The organism is Desulfitobacterium sp. (assembly GCF_035539115.1).
Taxonomy (GTDB): Bacteria; Bacillota; Desulfitobacteriia; order Desulfitobacteriales; family Desulfitobacteriaceae; genus Desulfitobacterium_A.
In genome coordinates, this window is record NZ_DATLJA010000009.1 from 1 (window position 1) to 15,316 (window position 15,316).

16 protein-coding genes are annotated in these 15,316 nt (G+C 41.7%); 8 read left to right on the forward strand and 8 right to left on the reverse strand.

What is annotated here, in order from left to right; all coding sequences use genetic code 11:
- Positions 1 to 126 precede the first annotated feature (126 nt).
- The 3 genes from VM640_RS01130 to VM640_RS01140 all read right to left on the reverse strand — a co-directional run bounded on the left by VM640_RS01130 (position 127) and on the right by VM640_RS01140 (position 4,495).
- Positions 127 to 1,524 carry a GntP family permease gene (locus VM640_RS01130; protein ID WP_325389055.1) on the reverse strand — a complete coding sequence of 466 codons (1,398 nt, stop codon included), beginning with the start codon at positions 1,522 to 1,524 and terminating at the stop codon, positions 127 to 129.
- A 15-nt stretch (positions 1,525 to 1,539) separates the two neighbouring features.
- Positions 1,540 to 3,102, reverse strand: coding sequence for an acyl CoA:acetate/3-ketoacid CoA transferase (locus VM640_RS01135; protein WP_325389057.1), 1,563 nt, complete (start codon positions 3,100 to 3,102; stop codon positions 1,540 to 1,542).
- Positions 3,103 to 3,412: 310 nt separating this feature from the next.
- Complete coding sequence (locus tag VM640_RS01140; RefSeq protein ID WP_325389059.1) at positions 3,413 to 4,495, reverse strand: sigma-54 interaction domain-containing protein; 1,083 nt, start codon at positions 4,493 to 4,495, stop codon at positions 3,413 to 3,415.
- Between VM640_RS01140 and VM640_RS01145 the strand changes: the two genes are divergently transcribed.
- The 3 genes from VM640_RS01145 (at position 4,463) to VM640_RS01155 (ending at position 6,523) form a co-directional block, all read left to right on the forward strand.
- A complete protein-coding gene (locus tag VM640_RS01145) occupies positions 4,463 to 5,230 on the forward strand; it encodes a DinB/UmuC family translesion DNA polymerase (protein ID WP_325389061.1) in 768 nt (255 codons plus the stop codon). The genes VM640_RS01140 and VM640_RS01145 overlap by 33 nt on opposite strands.
- A 147-nt stretch (positions 5,231 to 5,377) precedes the next feature.
- Positions 5,378 to 5,848 (forward strand): hypothetical protein, encoded by a 471-nt coding sequence (locus VM640_RS01150; RefSeq protein WP_325389063.1) that lies wholly within the window; start codon positions 5,378 to 5,380, stop codon positions 5,846 to 5,848.
- A 93-nt stretch (positions 5,849 to 5,941) separates the two neighbouring features.
- Positions 5,942 to 6,523 carry a hypothetical protein gene (locus VM640_RS01155; protein WP_325389065.1) on the forward strand — a complete coding sequence of 194 codons (582 nt, stop codon included), beginning with the start codon at positions 5,942 to 5,944 and terminating at the stop codon, positions 6,521 to 6,523.
- Positions 6,524 to 6,578: 55 nt separating this feature from the next.
- On the opposite strand, the gene VM640_RS01160 is transcribed toward VM640_RS01155, so the two are convergent.
- The 4 genes from VM640_RS01160 to VM640_RS01175 all read right to left on the reverse strand — a co-directional run bounded on the left by VM640_RS01160 (position 6,579) and on the right by VM640_RS01175 (position 9,337).
- Positions 6,579 to 7,184, reverse strand: coding sequence for an ATP-dependent DNA ligase (locus VM640_RS01160; RefSeq protein WP_325389067.1), 606 nt, complete (start codon positions 7,182 to 7,184; stop codon positions 6,579 to 6,581).
- A 119-nt stretch (positions 7,185 to 7,303) separates the two neighbouring features.
- On the reverse strand, positions 7,304 to 7,435 hold the full coding sequence (locus tag VM640_RS01165) for a hypothetical protein (protein ID WP_325389069.1): 132 nt from the start codon (positions 7,433 to 7,435) through the stop codon (positions 7,304 to 7,306).
- 517 nt (positions 7,436 to 7,952) lie between these two features.
- The gene (locus VM640_RS01170; RefSeq protein WP_325389071.1) at positions 7,953 to 8,519 is read right to left on the reverse strand and encodes a hypothetical protein; all 567 of its coding nucleotides are present in this window, start codon (positions 8,517 to 8,519) and stop codon (positions 7,953 to 7,955) included.
- Entirely contained in the window at positions 8,519 to 9,337 is an 819-nt protein-coding gene (locus VM640_RS01175; RefSeq protein WP_325389073.1) for a hypothetical protein, read from the reverse strand. Before VM640_RS01175 ends, VM640_RS01170 begins: the two co-directional genes overlap by 1 nt.
- A gap of 335 nt (positions 9,338 to 9,672) precedes the next feature.
- Here VM640_RS01175 and VM640_RS01180 point away from each other — a divergent pair, with 335 nt between their 5' ends.
- From VM640_RS01180 to VM640_RS01200, 5 genes are all read left to right on the forward strand, one after another.
- Entirely contained in the window at positions 9,673 to 10,665 is a 993-nt protein-coding gene (locus VM640_RS01180) for a sodium:calcium antiporter (protein WP_325389075.1), read from the forward strand.
- A 180-nt stretch (positions 10,666 to 10,845) separates the two neighbouring features.
- Complete coding sequence (locus tag VM640_RS01185) at positions 10,846 to 11,094, forward strand: SH3 domain-containing protein (RefSeq protein ID WP_325389077.1); 249 nt, start codon at positions 10,846 to 10,848, stop codon at positions 11,092 to 11,094.
- A gap of 406 nt (positions 11,095 to 11,500) precedes the next feature.
- Positions 11,501 to 11,623, forward strand: coding sequence for a hypothetical protein (locus tag VM640_RS01190; RefSeq protein WP_325389079.1), 123 nt, complete (start codon positions 11,501 to 11,503; stop codon positions 11,621 to 11,623).
- 349 nt (positions 11,624 to 11,972) lie between these two features.
- The gene (locus VM640_RS01195) at positions 11,973 to 12,644 is read left to right on the forward strand and encodes a response regulator transcription factor (RefSeq protein WP_325389081.1); all 672 of its coding nucleotides are present in this window, start codon (positions 11,973 to 11,975) and stop codon (positions 12,642 to 12,644) included.
- Between the two features lie 13 nt (positions 12,645 to 12,657).
- The gene (locus VM640_RS01200; protein WP_325389083.1) at positions 12,658 to 13,905 is read left to right on the forward strand and encodes a sensor histidine kinase; all 1,248 of its coding nucleotides are present in this window, start codon (positions 12,658 to 12,660) and stop codon (positions 13,903 to 13,905) included.
- A gap of 29 nt (positions 13,906 to 13,934) precedes the next feature.
- On the opposite strand, the gene VM640_RS01205 is transcribed toward VM640_RS01200, so the two are convergent.
- On the reverse strand, positions 13,935 to 14,846 hold the full coding sequence (locus VM640_RS01205; protein ID WP_325389085.1) for a uroporphyrinogen decarboxylase family protein: 912 nt from the start codon (positions 14,844 to 14,846) through the stop codon (positions 13,935 to 13,937).
- Between the last annotated feature and the right edge of the window lie 470 nt (positions 14,847 to 15,316).

Genomic DNA, 15,316 nt, shown 5'->3' on the forward strand with positions numbered 1-15,316 from the left:
TCTATCGATCTCAGCCGCGATCGGAGCGACAGCCGTTTGAGCAAATTCCTTAACAGTACTTTGGATTAAGCTTTGGATTTCAGTTAATTCGAATTCCATATTAAATGCCTCCTCAGATTATTTAAATTAAACAAAGTGGAAAATCGAAGTCAAGCCAATTAAAACAAGTGGAGTGACTATTTTCATCAAGGTCAAGGCGAAGATATCTTTATAAGCTTGCTTATGCGTCATACCCGTGATGGCTAGCAACGTGATAACCGCACCATTATGAGGCAGGGTATCCATACCGCCGGAAGACATTGCCGCAATGCGGTGTAAGAGTTCGGGGCTTAATCCCACTTTTTGAGCCATAGCCAGATAGTCTTTGCCAAACGCATCAAGTGCGATGCTCATACCACCGGAAGCAGAACCGGTCACACCAGCCAAAACGTTAACCGTCACAGCTTCAGAAAGAAGCGGGCTGCCACCACCACGAATATTCATTAAGGCGTGGGCAATCGATTGGAAACCGGGAAGAGATTTGATAACATTTCCGAAGCCGACTTCGGAGCCTGTGTTCATGACGGCGAGTAAGGATCCGATGGCACCGGCGTTAATCGCTTTTGCCACATTTCCTTTCATTTTCTTGGGGTTGATGATGAAGGCGAGAAGAATACCGACGGCCAAGCCAATCATGAGTGCCCAATTGTTCATCGTTCCGATGATGCCGGCCTTATCCATTTTGTAGGGAGCTTGAACTGCCCAATCCACAATATTCCAATGAGGGAATACCGCCTTTTGGAGAATCAAGGTAACGACCAACACCGAAATCAGAGGAATCGTTGACAAGAGTGGATTCGATAAGGTACTGTCATCAATCATTTCGGGTTCTTGAGCGGCATGAACACCGTAACCTTCGCCAGCGGCTTGAGCTTTACGTCTTCGCCATTCAAGGTAGAGCATACCAGAGCCGAAAATCATGAGCGAACCGATGATACCGGTAACCGGGGCAGCATAGAGATCTGTATTGAAAAATTTCATAGGAATCGAGTTCTGAATCTGAGGAGTTCCTGGAAGTGCATCCATCGTGAACGTAAAAGCACCGAGGGCGATGGTCGCAGGAATCAAACGTTTGGGGATATTGGCTTCTCTGAAGATGTTTGCTGCAAACGGATAAACTGCAAAGGCCACAACGAAGAGACTTACACCACCATAAGTCAGGATGGCACAGGAGAGAACAACGGAGAGAATCGCTTGTTTGGTTCCGAGCTTCTTAACGATTGCTTTGGCGATCGAAGCCGCTGCACCTGATTCCTCCATGGCTTTACCAAATACCGCTCCTAAGAGGAAAAATGGGAAATACACTTTGACATAGTTCGCAAGGTTCGGCAAGAAAACTTCAGTGTACGTCGGCAACAGGGCCAACCCGGATAAGACCGCGGCCAATAAAGCGAATACCGGGGCGAAGAAAATAACGGAGTAACCTTTATACGCCATAAACATGAGAAGACCCAGACCTAGTAAGATTCCAATAACACCTAACATGGCAATCCCCCTAACTTATTTAGCTGCTTGAGGCACATTAATATTCATCGGTCCATTTTGAAAGATCCGCAGATCCATTGTCTTAAGGTTTGAAGAGATTAGTGGTGTAAATTCTAAGTGAGCAAGTACATCGTTTTCTAGGTCAATCCCAGGGGCAATTTCCGTGAGCATCACACCTTGAGAAGTAAGTTCGAATACAGCACGTTCCGTAATGTAGAGGACCGGCTGATTGACACTCTGAGCATATTCTCCCGAGAACGTGATCTGCTCCACACTGTCAATTAATTTATGGATTTTCCCTTCCTGAAGAATTTTGAGTTGTCCATTGGTCACTTGGGTTTTCAAGCCACCAGCGGTCATTGTGCCGCAGAAGATGACTTTCTTGGTATTTTGGGTGATATTAATAAATCCACCACAACCTGCAATTTTGGGCCCGAATTTGCTGACGTTGATATTGCCATACTGATCCATTTGCGCGAGCCCGAGAAAAGCTACATCTAGACCGCCACCATCATAGAAATCAAACTGATAGGGTTGGTCGATGAGTGCCTCAACGTTTGTCGATGCTCCAAAGCTTATTCCTCCGGCAGGAATTCCGCCCACTCCACCCGCTTCAACAGTAAGCGTCATTTGACTGGCAATTCCTTCTTCATTTGCTATCATGGCAATTCCTTCAGGCATTCCAATTCCAAGGTTAACCACAGCATCGGGGATGAGTTCCAACGCAGCCCTTCGCGCTATCACTTTTCTCTCATCGAGCGCCATTACTTCCAGTTGTCCTACTGGGACCCGTGCTTCACCCGAATACGCTGGATTGTAGGCCTCGACAAAGGTTTGCCATTGCTCACCAGCAGGTGCTAAAACGATATAGTCCACGAGAATACCGGGTACTTTAACGAGTTTCGGATCCAATGAACCCGCTGAAACCATCCGTTCTACTTGAGCAATAACAATTCCACCCGATCGTTTTGCCACTTGTGCCATTGAGAGAATCTCTAGCGAAACTGCCTCTTTTTCAATACTCAAATTTCCTCGCTCGTCGGCAGAGGTTGCTCGAATGATTGCGACATCCACTTTAAACCCTTTATAGAACAGCCACTCTTGCCCTAGGAGCTCAATGACCTCTACCAGGTCTTCCTGAGTTTTAGTATTGAGCTTTCCACCTTCAACGCGCGGATCCACAAAGGTTTTTAGTCCTACTCGAGTGATAGTACCCGGCTTACCCGCAGCCATATCACGAGTTAACTGGGCCAAGGTACCCTGAGGAAAGTTGTACGCTTCAATTTTGTTCTCAACAGCAAGTTTCACCACCCGGGGGGCTAAATTATAATGTCCTCCAATAACCCGCTTAATGAGTCCTTCGTACCCGAAATGCCCTGTCCCCATGGTTTTTCCATCCCCTATACCTGCACAATGAAAAAGCGTTAGATCTCGGGGATGTCCTTCACTTAAAAATTGGTTTTCAAGTTCCGAGGTAATGACTTCCGCATGTCCAGAGCCAGCAAATCCAGTGACCCCAACGCATACTCCATTAGGTATCATTTTTATCGCCTCGGCTGCAGTAACCACCTTTGCCACGTTTATTCCTCCTTTTCGACAGGTTTTTTTGACTTTCGACTATATTAAACGCAAATCTTATGCCACATCATCTTAGTTCATACTTTTTTTCACAATTTTTTTCAGAAAAAGCTTGGACTCCCTGCCACTTATGGTTTTACAAATTTAGAGGTATGCCCAATTCTTCTCACTACTTTGCCGAACCAAGAATGATTTTGACCATGAGTCAAGAGAAGTTTGTAACGTATTGTTACAAACTTCTCTTGTTAAAGATCTCACATTCACAACATAGGCCAATCGAATGCACCCTGTTCTATTTCATTACACTGTCCTATCTCGCAACATTTCTATCCGTTAAGTTTTCCAATCCATATTGTTCGATTTTACGATAGAGCCGTGTCCTAGGAATTCCCAGGATTCGGGCTGCCTCTGTTTTACTATGATGAGCGATAAGTAACGCTTTCTTAATGAGGTCGAGCTCAACTTCTTCGAGCACTCGGTCTAACGTACACGTACCCTCCTGATGCTTTGACTTTCCCGCTAAACAAATATTTACAGGCAAATCCCTCACGGACACCACTTCAGAATCCACGCTAACCAGCAAACGTTCAACCAAGGCGCTTAATTCTCGGATATTGCCAGGCCAAGAATAATTGCATAATACTTCAATTACCTCCGGCACAAACCGTTTAATTATTCCAGCATGGTTACAGTATTCTGTGACAAAGTGCTGAATCAGCAGCGGAATGTCCTCGGCATTTTCCCTAAGCGCCGGTAATTGAAGGGATAACACATAAAGCCGATAATAGAGATCCTCGCGAAACGTTCCTTCTTTGACCATCTGCTCCAAGTTGCAGTGAGTTGCAGCAATAATCCGGACATCCACTTTCTCGGCTTCTCGGCCCCCGACTCGCTCAACCTCACGTTCCTGTAAAGCCCTAAGAATCTTTACCTGCATCATCAGAGGCATATCTCCAATCTCATCCAAAAACAGAGTCCCTCCATTGGCGAGTTGGAACTTTCCGAGCTTTCCACCTTTCTTAGCGCCAGTAAAAGCCCCCTCCTCGTAACCAAAGAGTTCACTTTCCAATAGATTCTCTGGAATTGCCCCGCAATTAATACTTACAAACGCATTGTCCGCGCGATCACTCTCCTGATGAATGGCATGGGCCCAAAGTTCCTTTCCTGAGCCGCTTTCCCCAATGATTAAGATATTTGCTTTACTACGAGCAAATCGTTTTGCCAGCTCTTTAGTCCGTTTAATAATAGCGCTTTGCCCCAAAATCTGGTCAAAAGAATATTTAGCTTTAAATATACTGCGAATTTCATTTTGATACTCTTCTTTAGTCCCTACGACAACTATCGTAACACAGGGGGCTATTTGTCGTGGGTTGCTGTTGATAAGCTTCAACATGGTGACTCACTTGATTTAAGAACTGTTTCTTCAGTTATTGGGGGTGACCCAGTTACTAGACATGTCAGGAGAGCCACGAATAAGAAATTGAAGGATCGAGGAATCCGAACGATTGGGGAATTTGCCAACTGTGATCCGAAGTTACTGAGTAGTTTAAAGAGCCCTGGTAGGCTGATCTGGAATTATGCGAACGGCATTGAGAACTCCCCTGTTAAACCGGGCGGCAGTGTGCCGATGAAAGGGCTTGGAAATTCGACTACCCTTTCATTTGACGCGGAGGATCGTAATACAGCTCACTTAGTACTTCTCTCGCTTGTGGAAACCGTAAGTGCAAGACTAAGGCAAGAACACGTTCGAGCAAGACTCATCAGTATATCTTTTCGCACCAATGAATTTCTCTCCTATTCGCACCAGCGTAAGGTTCAAGAATCCACTGATTGTACGGATGAAATTTGGGAAATCACCAAGGAGCTATTTGCTGAGAAATGGCAAGGTCAACCGATCAGGCACATGGGGGTTAGTGTATCCGACTTGTGTTCAGATGATTTTGTGCAACTCTCCCTCTTCACCAAAGATTATGAGAGGAACCGTAAACTGGATCAAGTCGTGGATTCGATTCGGCAAAGATTCGGGGCTGGCGTGATACAACGTTCAAGCTACTTGAATTCGGGATTAAGCCCGATGACGGAAGGCGTACCCGAGGAAAATTACCCGACAATGTCGTCAATTTTATAGGAAAATCTTTTATTACATCAGAACAGAAATATTCTTCGGAATAAATCTTAATCGTGTAACCTTTTATATTGTTAAACACTCTATTAAATGTAACCTATAAAAAGGAAAGAAGGAGAAAATATGAAAAAACTTTTCGCAATGCTTGTTATGGTATTTCTACTAGTAGGAGCAAATACTGCCTTAGCATCTCCCCAACAAGCAAATATGATAGTCTCGCCCCAATCTTACGTCACTATAACTGGTGGAAATAGCGTTATTGTTGATAACGGGGATGGAACCATCAATATTTCGGGGTATACTTCAACAGCTTATGCCGTAGACGCTATGTGGAGCTCAGATTTCGATGTTCAAAACGCGGGTGTCGCCTGGACAATTGCTGATAAATATAATTCAGGTAACTATACCGGAGATAAAGGTCAAGGCTGGATTTGGATGACTGCACCTCCAACAAGTGGGAGTGTATACTTACGTTCAAAATTGGTGCATACCTATAATTCAGGTACCATTTCCGGAGTAGGAATTTCGGCTAGTGGTTTATCGGTCACCCTTTCACCTGAAGTAGTAAGTTGGTCAGCAATAGGCCCCTTTACAACTATTTCTTCGTGGCCAATAGAATAATTCTATATAACATATGCAGTAGATAGTCTAATAATCTATCTACTGCATATGTTCATCCAGTATCATTGGTATTATTGGAGGTGAAATAATAATATGAGTCGTCGTTCTATGTTAAAATATGGAGTCGTTCTATTTGTTCTTTTAATTGTAGTTTGTGTATTTTATTGGATACAGTTAAATTCTGATATTTCACCAACAGACATTAATCTATCAGCAAAAATGAATGCATTTCCTTCTGATCAATCTATAACTTACACGGATAAAAATGAATTAGTAATAACTCTTGATAGCAGTTCAAAGAAGCCGTTGGTAGATAAAACAAAGGGATATTTTTATACAATATATATATACACGCCTCTAGGGTACCGATTTTTAGATATCAAAGGGCCCAATAATTCTCTTGATAATATTAGTATTGGTTATGACTCGCGTACTGGAAAAAAAGCAATTAAAGCCTTAATAAACAATAATGTTGTTTCTGGCGAGAATGAAGTGAGATTAACAATTGCAGATGGATTCACATATAATGATAAAGTTTTTCCGATATCTTTACGGTATAATTTTTCACATAATAAACAACTAGATGATAATCAGAAGTTTTACGTTATTTTTTCTTATTACCAAGAAAAACATTTCAAGAATCTCAGCTGGACAAAAATATTAGAGTTATATTAAGAATGAAAAAATAACCAGATGATATATCCTCAAGATATATCATCTGGTTTTATATCTAAACGAAAACTTCTAAATCTACACACGAAGGAAATCTCAATAAACCCGATTTCGTTAAATTCCTATACTTAACTCGGCATTTTAAACTTTGCCCCATAAAATAAACAAAATCGCCATTCTCTTTCTTGGCCATTGATTTGGATGCAATATAGAATTTCTTCTTTATTGAAGGAATTACGCCTAACTCCATTATTCCGGCAGGACGACCGTCTTCAAAAGCTAAGAGCCAGCCAAATTCCGATTTACGATAGCCGGTGATCCAAACATCAGCATAACTGTAGTTAACGACTTTATACCAAACATCTTTTGGACGTTTGCCCACTCTATAAGAGCTACTGGCTTTCTTAAGCACAATTCCTTCAAGCTTCTGGGCGCAGCAAGCATCAAAAAGAGCTTTTCCATGACCTTTAATATAGCGTACTTTAGCCAATGATTGATTTTCTTCTGGAATGAGTTCTTCAAGCAACTTCTTTCGATCGAGTAATGGCCAGTGTGTGATGTTCTCTCCGTTATAATACAAAACATCAAAAACGCAATAGGTTACGGGTTCGCGTTGGGCAAGACGGTTACCCTTCTCTTTATTCTGAATACTGAAACGACTCATAAGCGATTAAAGTCCGGTTTGCCCTCATGATCGGCCTTTATCATTTCCCCGTCCAAGATAACCCCTTTAGGTAGATCAAAGTTTAATTCAGGAAAACGGTCTGTAATATTGTTATTGTGTCAGGTATAGAGATTTCTTCTCTCCATATTTGAATAAACAAGGCGAATCCCATCAAGCTTGAGTTCGCTGAGCCAGTCAGAATCATCAAAGGGTTCTATTATGGGTTGGAGCAACATTGGACTAACTAGCATAAAAAATCCCACCTCTATAAGATTGTACCATGCGAAATGGTTACAATCAGGTGGAATATTTGGTGAATGGAGTGTAGGAATGAGAGCAAAGGCTTTGAATACAGGCAACCTCTAACTTAGGCTTAGATTGAATCAAGTAATATGCTTCTTGGGGCGTTAATATGCCACGCTTTAATTGTAATAATAATCATTCCGGAATTCGTCCCAGGTTCTTTTCAATCTCTTCAATAAATAAAGGGTTATGCGCTTCATCCCATTTTCAATTATCTTTAAATTTTATCTATCTATAAAAAAGCCCAGTTGGTATCTTAAAGGAATACCAATCGGGCTTTTTTGCACAGTTTTGGTCTGTTTTTTAGTTTAGAATCTACGGTGGATACCGTCGTTCTAGGCTAATGGTTGTCAACTACAAGCCCCCATAGTGGACTTTCACCACCTAGTTAATCGCCATGCGTGGCACACAAAGAAGGCATCCTCATCCGATGGATGAAGATGCTTTCTCAGAGATTCAAAAAGTCTAAGGGAAAGAGTATACGACTTCATTGTTTTGATTAAAAGCTGATAACTTGTTAATCCCCAGAAAATCACCTTTAGTAATGACTAAGAACCCATTATTAGTAATTTCCTGAGTTTTTTTCTGACCATCATTATATTCTAGTTCTATACTGGATAATTTGTTGTCGTAAACTTCTCCATAAGTGATTAAATAAGAGTTTTTATTATTAAAAATTTCCCCGGCACTAGAAATAGATAATGGTTGTTTAGTATCAGCCCTTCCTCCCTTATTGTTTAGAAAAGTAATTGAACTATCTTTCTTGTTAACAGAAAAGGTTACGATGTCTACATAATGCGTGTTTGCCAAATCATCATAAGATACAACCGTGATGTAATTATCCTCGACTTTTTCATTATCTCCGATTAGTTTCAAATTTTTATCCGTGGAGTATTTTTCATTGAGAACCGATACCAACTTATCCTTATCTACAGAAATATTGTCTTGTTTATTAGTAGCACATCCGGTTGTGAAAATCAGACAAGCTATAATTATAAATAGTATGGTTCTTCGCAAAATATCTTTGGTCATTAGTTATACGGCCAGTTATATATAGTTATTTGGTTTGTTGCAGGCCATTGTGCCGGAACGGTTGAAAAAGTCATATTTAGTTCTGGCGGAGCACCGGGTTGCCATTTCAATCCGAAAGTTTCAAGATTTGCACCTGTCCAAGTATGGATATAATGCATCTTTAAGTAAATAGGATTAGAAGAAGATGTTGTTGGAGGAGTTGTCATCCAAAACCACGCTTGTCCCTTATAACCTCTGTATTGAGTACCCAACCATGCATCTTGGTAGATATAGCTAACACCCGAAGAATCAATCTTCGATGTTGCTCCCGTGTTCGAATAGTAGTTACCTGCCTGATCGTAAACTGCAATACCAGCAGGATTTGAGGCCAAAACGTATCCTGTAGCTGGCGAGAAATCTGTATTGCTCATTGAAAGAGCAACACCTTCTAATGCTCCAGTCGTAGAATCAACATAAGAGGTACTATTCCACGACCACCAGCCTTTTACCAAATATTTCTTTGCAAGTGAATCAAAATAACCGTCAATTGAATAAATGGAAATATTGCCGGGATCACTCATTGGACTAATGACATCATCTTTATCTTTTGAAGAAGCTTTAAGTTTGACTTTTTCAACACCATTAAGTTGTAACCACTCATCAACGTTGTCAAAACCTTGAGAACCTAATTTGATCATGTTTTCTTCAATATAGGCTCTTCGAGCCTCCCAAGTCTCATCGTTGGCCTTTTGGTTATTTGCCGCTAAAACACTATTACTGTTTACTAAAAGCAGTGTAGCTGCTAACAAGAATGACATAACTTTCCTTAATTTCTTCATGAATTTACCTCCCCTTATTCAATATGCGGTAAAGATAATTTATTACACACTACTTTAAGGCAATCATATATATTATCACCTCTTTTCTAATGAATATTGGGTAATTATGGTCCTATTTTATAGAGGCTTTAAAGAAAGCATTTGGTTACATTTACTTTATTGGTTTCATATGCTAATATTGAAAGGCAAAAGGGAGTAGTTATAAAATAGTGTCAACATTCTGGCTTGAAGTCTGGTGGCTTGAAGCCTGGCACTATTTCGCTGAAAAGCGTAACGAGACTTTTGACGTATTACGGTACGTCAAAAGTCTCTATTTTTTTAAAAGGAGGATAACAATGGTCTTAACGTTAACAGCACTGATGATTTCTGCAATATTAATCTATTTTAGCTGCGAATTATTCGTAAATGGAATTGAATGGGTGGGATTAAAATTCAATATCTCAAAAAATGCTGTCGGTACGATTTTGGCCGCATTTGGCACTGCTCTTCCTGAGAGTGTCGTCACATTTATCGCAGTAGTTTTTGGAGCTAATGCAAATCAAAAAGACGTTGGAGTGGGGGCGGCTCTTGGAGGGCCACTGGTCTTAAGTACTCTTGCCTATGCTATTGTTGGACTAGGTATTATCTACTTTCGTAAGAAACGAGCTCGAGGAATAGACATCGACTTAGGCGATAGTAAACTTGGCCGGGATCAACTTTGGTTTTTAGGCATTTTCGTCTTCAAGGTTGCTTTAGGTTTTATGGTATTCCAAGGTAAGCCATTAATGGCCTTTTTGTTCCTGGCAGCTTACGGATTCTATTTTTTCACTGAAATGAAAGAAACTGCTGATAACCATAAAGAAATACTCGAACCTCTTAAATTCCGTCCTAGAACTAAAACTCCAGAAACCCGATGGGTTTTGGGCCAAACTCTTATATCACTTGCTCTAATTGCTGTTGGTTCCCAGATTTTTGTTAAGAACTTAGATTATTTAAGTCTAGCAATCGGAATAGCACCTCACATTGTAGCATTATTTCTAAGCCCAATAGCGACTGAACTTCCTGAAATATTGAATGCTATAATATGGGTGAGACAAGGAAAAGAAAGGTTAGCTTTAGCAAACATAAGTGGTTCAATGATGATTCAGGCCACAATTCCAAGTGCTCTAGGAATACTATTTACACCTTGGTTATTTGACACCTATCTCGCATTGGCAGGGTTATTTACTATAGTATCCATCGCTTTCCTCTGGTTGTCATTACGTAACCATAAGCTTTCCGCAAGTAGACTTGCATGGGCGGCAGGGTTTTATGCATGTTTTGTAGTAGCCACTGTTGTGTTTGTCTAATCTATTTAGCCCCCAGGACAATCCCGAGGGCTCTTTTACATCTTCCACAAAAAATCAACTACGTGTAACATTTCTGGTCAAGCTTCATAATTTATATCAAGAAACAGAAAAGCCCTTCTTCTTCTCATCTTTTGAGGCCTATCCAGAGGCCTAATAAAAAAATAAGAGAGGGGTTATACCATGTCACTATTCGGAACACCTTTTACACCTGTGCCCTTCATTTTAGGGCTTTTTGATACCTTTCCAATTGGAGCATCACTCCGGGTCGGTATGGACGCAGGATTCTGGACCGGTAACTTTGGAGGAATTCAAGATGGTGTGGCCTTGTTAACCAATGCGCTCCTGTTCTCCAATATCGGTACGCCAATTGATGGAATCCGTCCCGTTGTGCGTATCCCGTTACGTGCTATCACCTTCGTTAGCCAGTAAAGAAAACTTGGCTTTCGCCGAGCTTGCGAAAGCGAAAACCGCTGGTTGCACTTATGCTATCTGCCAGAAATTTACACTTTCTGTTAGTATAATAAATTGGGCGGCCAGATAGCCGCCCTTCTTTACATCCACGTTCTAAGGATCGCAATACTTACACCTTGCCAAGTAAATCGCGCTCCCGGAGTTTTCCCATATTGTGGCAATTTTCGTAGACAAAGCATAGTATGTACTATCTTAAGGTAAAGGAGGATATGCAGATGGCGTTGGGTGCTGGAGTCGTTGACGGTTTTCTTCCTCGTTCTTTGACAGGTATTGCGATCGTAGTTGTTATCATTCTTCTGCTTATCGCAATGGGAATCGTATTCTAAATCCGGTCTAAAAAAAAATTTCTGAAGGAGGTAAGGTCATGTTCGGAATGGGTTATGGCGGAGCATGTTGTCCCCCTATTGCCCCTGTTGGTGGCGGCACTGGCGTAGGAATTATTGCAATTGCTATTTTAATCCTTATTGCTCTCGGGGTAATCTTCTAAATCATCGGATTATCATCTGGATAAGAGGAAGGAGACGCAGGAGGTTTTAACATTAAAGAGCTAGGCTTTTATGCCTAGCTCTTTAATGTATCTCCAGAATTTATTCCTCGGTTATCTCTCAAATAGCCCTATTTAAAGGCAACTCAATACGTGTATATGGTTCTTATATAAGATATAGCCAAAAAGAGTCTGCTTAAAGAAGTCCCCGTCAACGCTACTTACGTTAAAGGGGGACTTCTTTAGTTCACGAGGCCCAAGAAAATTAATGTTATTCTAAGATTTTTAAGGTAAGATTGAGAAAGAATATGGGAAAGAATGAATTAATGACGTATAGAAAGGAATCGATGCTATGCGTTTACTGCTCATTGAAGACGAAGAACGACTGGCCGAGGCTCTGGCCTTTATTCTCAAAAAACAAAATTATGGAGTTGACCTCACCTTTGATGGGGAAACCGGTCAACTGATGGCTGAAAGTGATGCTTATGACCTTATTATTCTCGATCGTATGCTTCCTCGTAAAGAAGGACTCAACGTCTTAAGAGATCTTCGCAAACAAGGAATTATTACGCCTGTGCTTCTACTCACGGCCAAAGACACGGTCACCGATCGGGTGGAAGGTTTGGATGCGGGTGCTGATGATTATCTGATCAAGCCTTTTGCAACCGAAGAGCTTCTCGCGCGTATTCGCGCCTTAGCCCGCCGCCCCAGTCAACAGTTTCTCAGTGAAAAACTTCAGGTTGGCGATGTCCTTCTCGACCCATCTCATAGCGAAGTCACAATCGGGGAGGTAAGCATAAAACTCACCCTCAAGGAATCCTCTTTACTTGAACTTTTAATGCGCAACCCTGGACAAGTCATTACCAAGGAACAAATTTTGAATCGCGTTTGGGGATTAGATTCCGACGTCGAGATGGGTAATGTCGAAATCTATATCCATTATCTCCGCAAAAAGTTGAAGACTCGGACTGTCAAAATTGAGACCGTGCGCGGTTTGGGCTATTCCCTCAAAGAATATCATTAGAAGGAGTTATCTGATGTTTACAGAACTTCGTATGAAACTGACGCGTATTAACATTGCTGTTATGGCTCTACTTTGCTTTCTACTGCTAGGGGGCACCTACCTCATGATGGAGGCGGTCATCTTTAATCAATCCCAGCAAATGCTCCAACTTATCACCTCAGATGCAGCGGCCACAAATTCTGTTTCCGCCACGGCCAATAGCACTAACTCTAATCATCATACCTCACTCTACTTTTATCTAAAGCTTGACTCGGCTGGTAACATCATTGAGCATTCCTCTGATATTCCCAACAATATCGATACGAAACAATTATCCGTTCTAGCCCAACACCTCTCGCAAGAAGGCCCTCGTGGGGAAATTGATCTTCATGACACAGCCTACTCTTATTTAATAACTCCACCTTCTTCCCCAAACGCTGAACAAATCCTGGCTTTTGTAAGCGTGGATCGAGACAAGAATATTTTGCATTTTCTTCTCTTAACCCTCACCACACTCGGAATTATTTATCTTATTATCGCTTACTTTGCCAGTCGTTACCTCGCGAACCGAGCCCTTCAACCCATCATTCAATCCTGGCATCGTCAGCAGGATTTTGTAGCAGACGCCTCCCATGAATTACGGACTCCTTTAGCCGTGATCCAAACTAATTTAGAGTTGGTTCAAGGAAATGGTGAGGAAACGGTAGCGAGCCAGAAGAAATGGCTAAGCTACATTGATTTTGAAGTTAAACGTTTAACTCAGCTCATCAATGATCTTCTCTTCTTAGCCCGCGCCGATTCGAATCAACATGTTTTAGATCTAAAGGAATTTTCCTTGACCTCTGCCCTGCAAATGACCGTTGAATCTTTTCAACCCTTAGCGACAAAGCAACAAGTTGAGCTTACGTTCTCTTCTCCACCGAACATTCTCATGCTTGGAGACGAAAACAAGTTAAGACAACTCTTGGTTATCCTTTTGGACAATGCGCTCAAGCATACTCCCGCTCAAGGAAAAATTTTCGTTCACCTCCAGCAACAGAACGGAAATACCTTAATTCAGGTTCGAGATACCGGTGAAGGCATTTCGCCTGAACATTTACCCCACCTCTTTGACCGCTTTTACCGGGCGGATAAAGCACGTTCCAAACAAACCGGCGGATCAGGACTTGGTTTAGCCATTGCCGAGGGGATTGTCAAAGGGCATCAGGGAAATATTAAAGTAGATAGCAAACTCGGTCAGGGTACGTTTTTTACGATTACCCTCCCCAATTCCTTTGTGTAAAGGCTTTGTGCCTTGTGATGCGGGTTTTCTTATTTTAGATTTTGATAAAGTTCCTTTAACCCTTGGATATTCATTCCCTCAAATAAGCCACTGCTCGTTCCTAGAAGGAAACGATGTCCAGACGCCAAATTCTTAATTGATTTGGTTTGTTGTTCTAAACTTCCCAGATCTTGAACCACTTCTTCAAGGTCCTGCACATCTAGGTGCCCCCAAAGACAGATTTGATCTCCAACTTCCTTTTGCAATTCCGCTATTTCCATGTTGGAATTTCGATCAATACAGTGCAAGCCATCAAACCCGGCTTGAAGGATATCGTCTAATACCATTCGGTAATTTCCATCCGAATGATAAAAAACGGTGAGCCCTGAGCGTTTAATTTCCTCAACTTGACGCGCAAGAGATGGCATAAAATGATCTTTTAAGCTTTGCGGATGGACCATCAATCCTCCCGCATAGGCCACATCATCAGCTAGGATGATTCCGTCGACCCCTTCCGCTTCCAGTCTCTGAACTAAATTAAGATTAAGCTTTTCTACCGCTTGATTCCATTCTTGTAACGCTGTGGGGGCAGTTCTTAGTAAACGAAAAAACTCTCCCATTCCTTGCGTCTGAATTCCTCGTTCAAATGCTCCATCCAAAATTGCAAAAGTGAAACATTCCGTTTGGGTCACCCACTTTTGCAAATCTGGGAATTGATAGTCTTTGCTACTTAGGTCTTTAATCTGCTTGCTCTCATTCATTGCCTGAGGAGAAACCGTAATGAGATCAAGCCCAAAGGACTCTACAAAACTCTTTTTTTCTTCAAATCCCACATGTTCACAGGCTAAAGCCTTTCGCACGACCTCATCTTCGATCACAAGCTCACCCTTGAGGACCTCTTCAGATTTACCCGTACGTATAAGTCTTTTCACTTTCTCTCGAGAATTCAGATCTAATATCATCAAAAGATCTTCCCTTCTTCTCCACACGAATAAATATTCCAAAAACGGTTCGGTATATATAATATATTCGATCAGATCGGCTCACGCTCCTGCTTTCGTGATCACGAAGACAAAAAACTCTGACAAATTGAAGTGAATATTTTTTTAATTAAAGCTTTAAATCCACGCGGAAAAATAAATAGATAAAGAAAACTTGGCTTGCGCCAAGCCTCTGGCGTAGGCGGAAGCCTTAGTTGCACTTATGCTATCTGCCCAAAACTTATACTTTCTGTTAGTATAAAGAAAACCCGGCTTTCGCCGAGCTTCAGCGATAAAGAAAACTTGGCTAACACCAAGCCCTAGCGAAGGTGGTAGCCCTAGTTGCCTTATCCTGCCGGACTTAACCACTTGCATCGTAGGATAAAGAAAACTTGGCTAACACCAAGCCCTAGCGAAGGTGGTAGCCCTAGTTGCCTTATCCTGCCGGACTT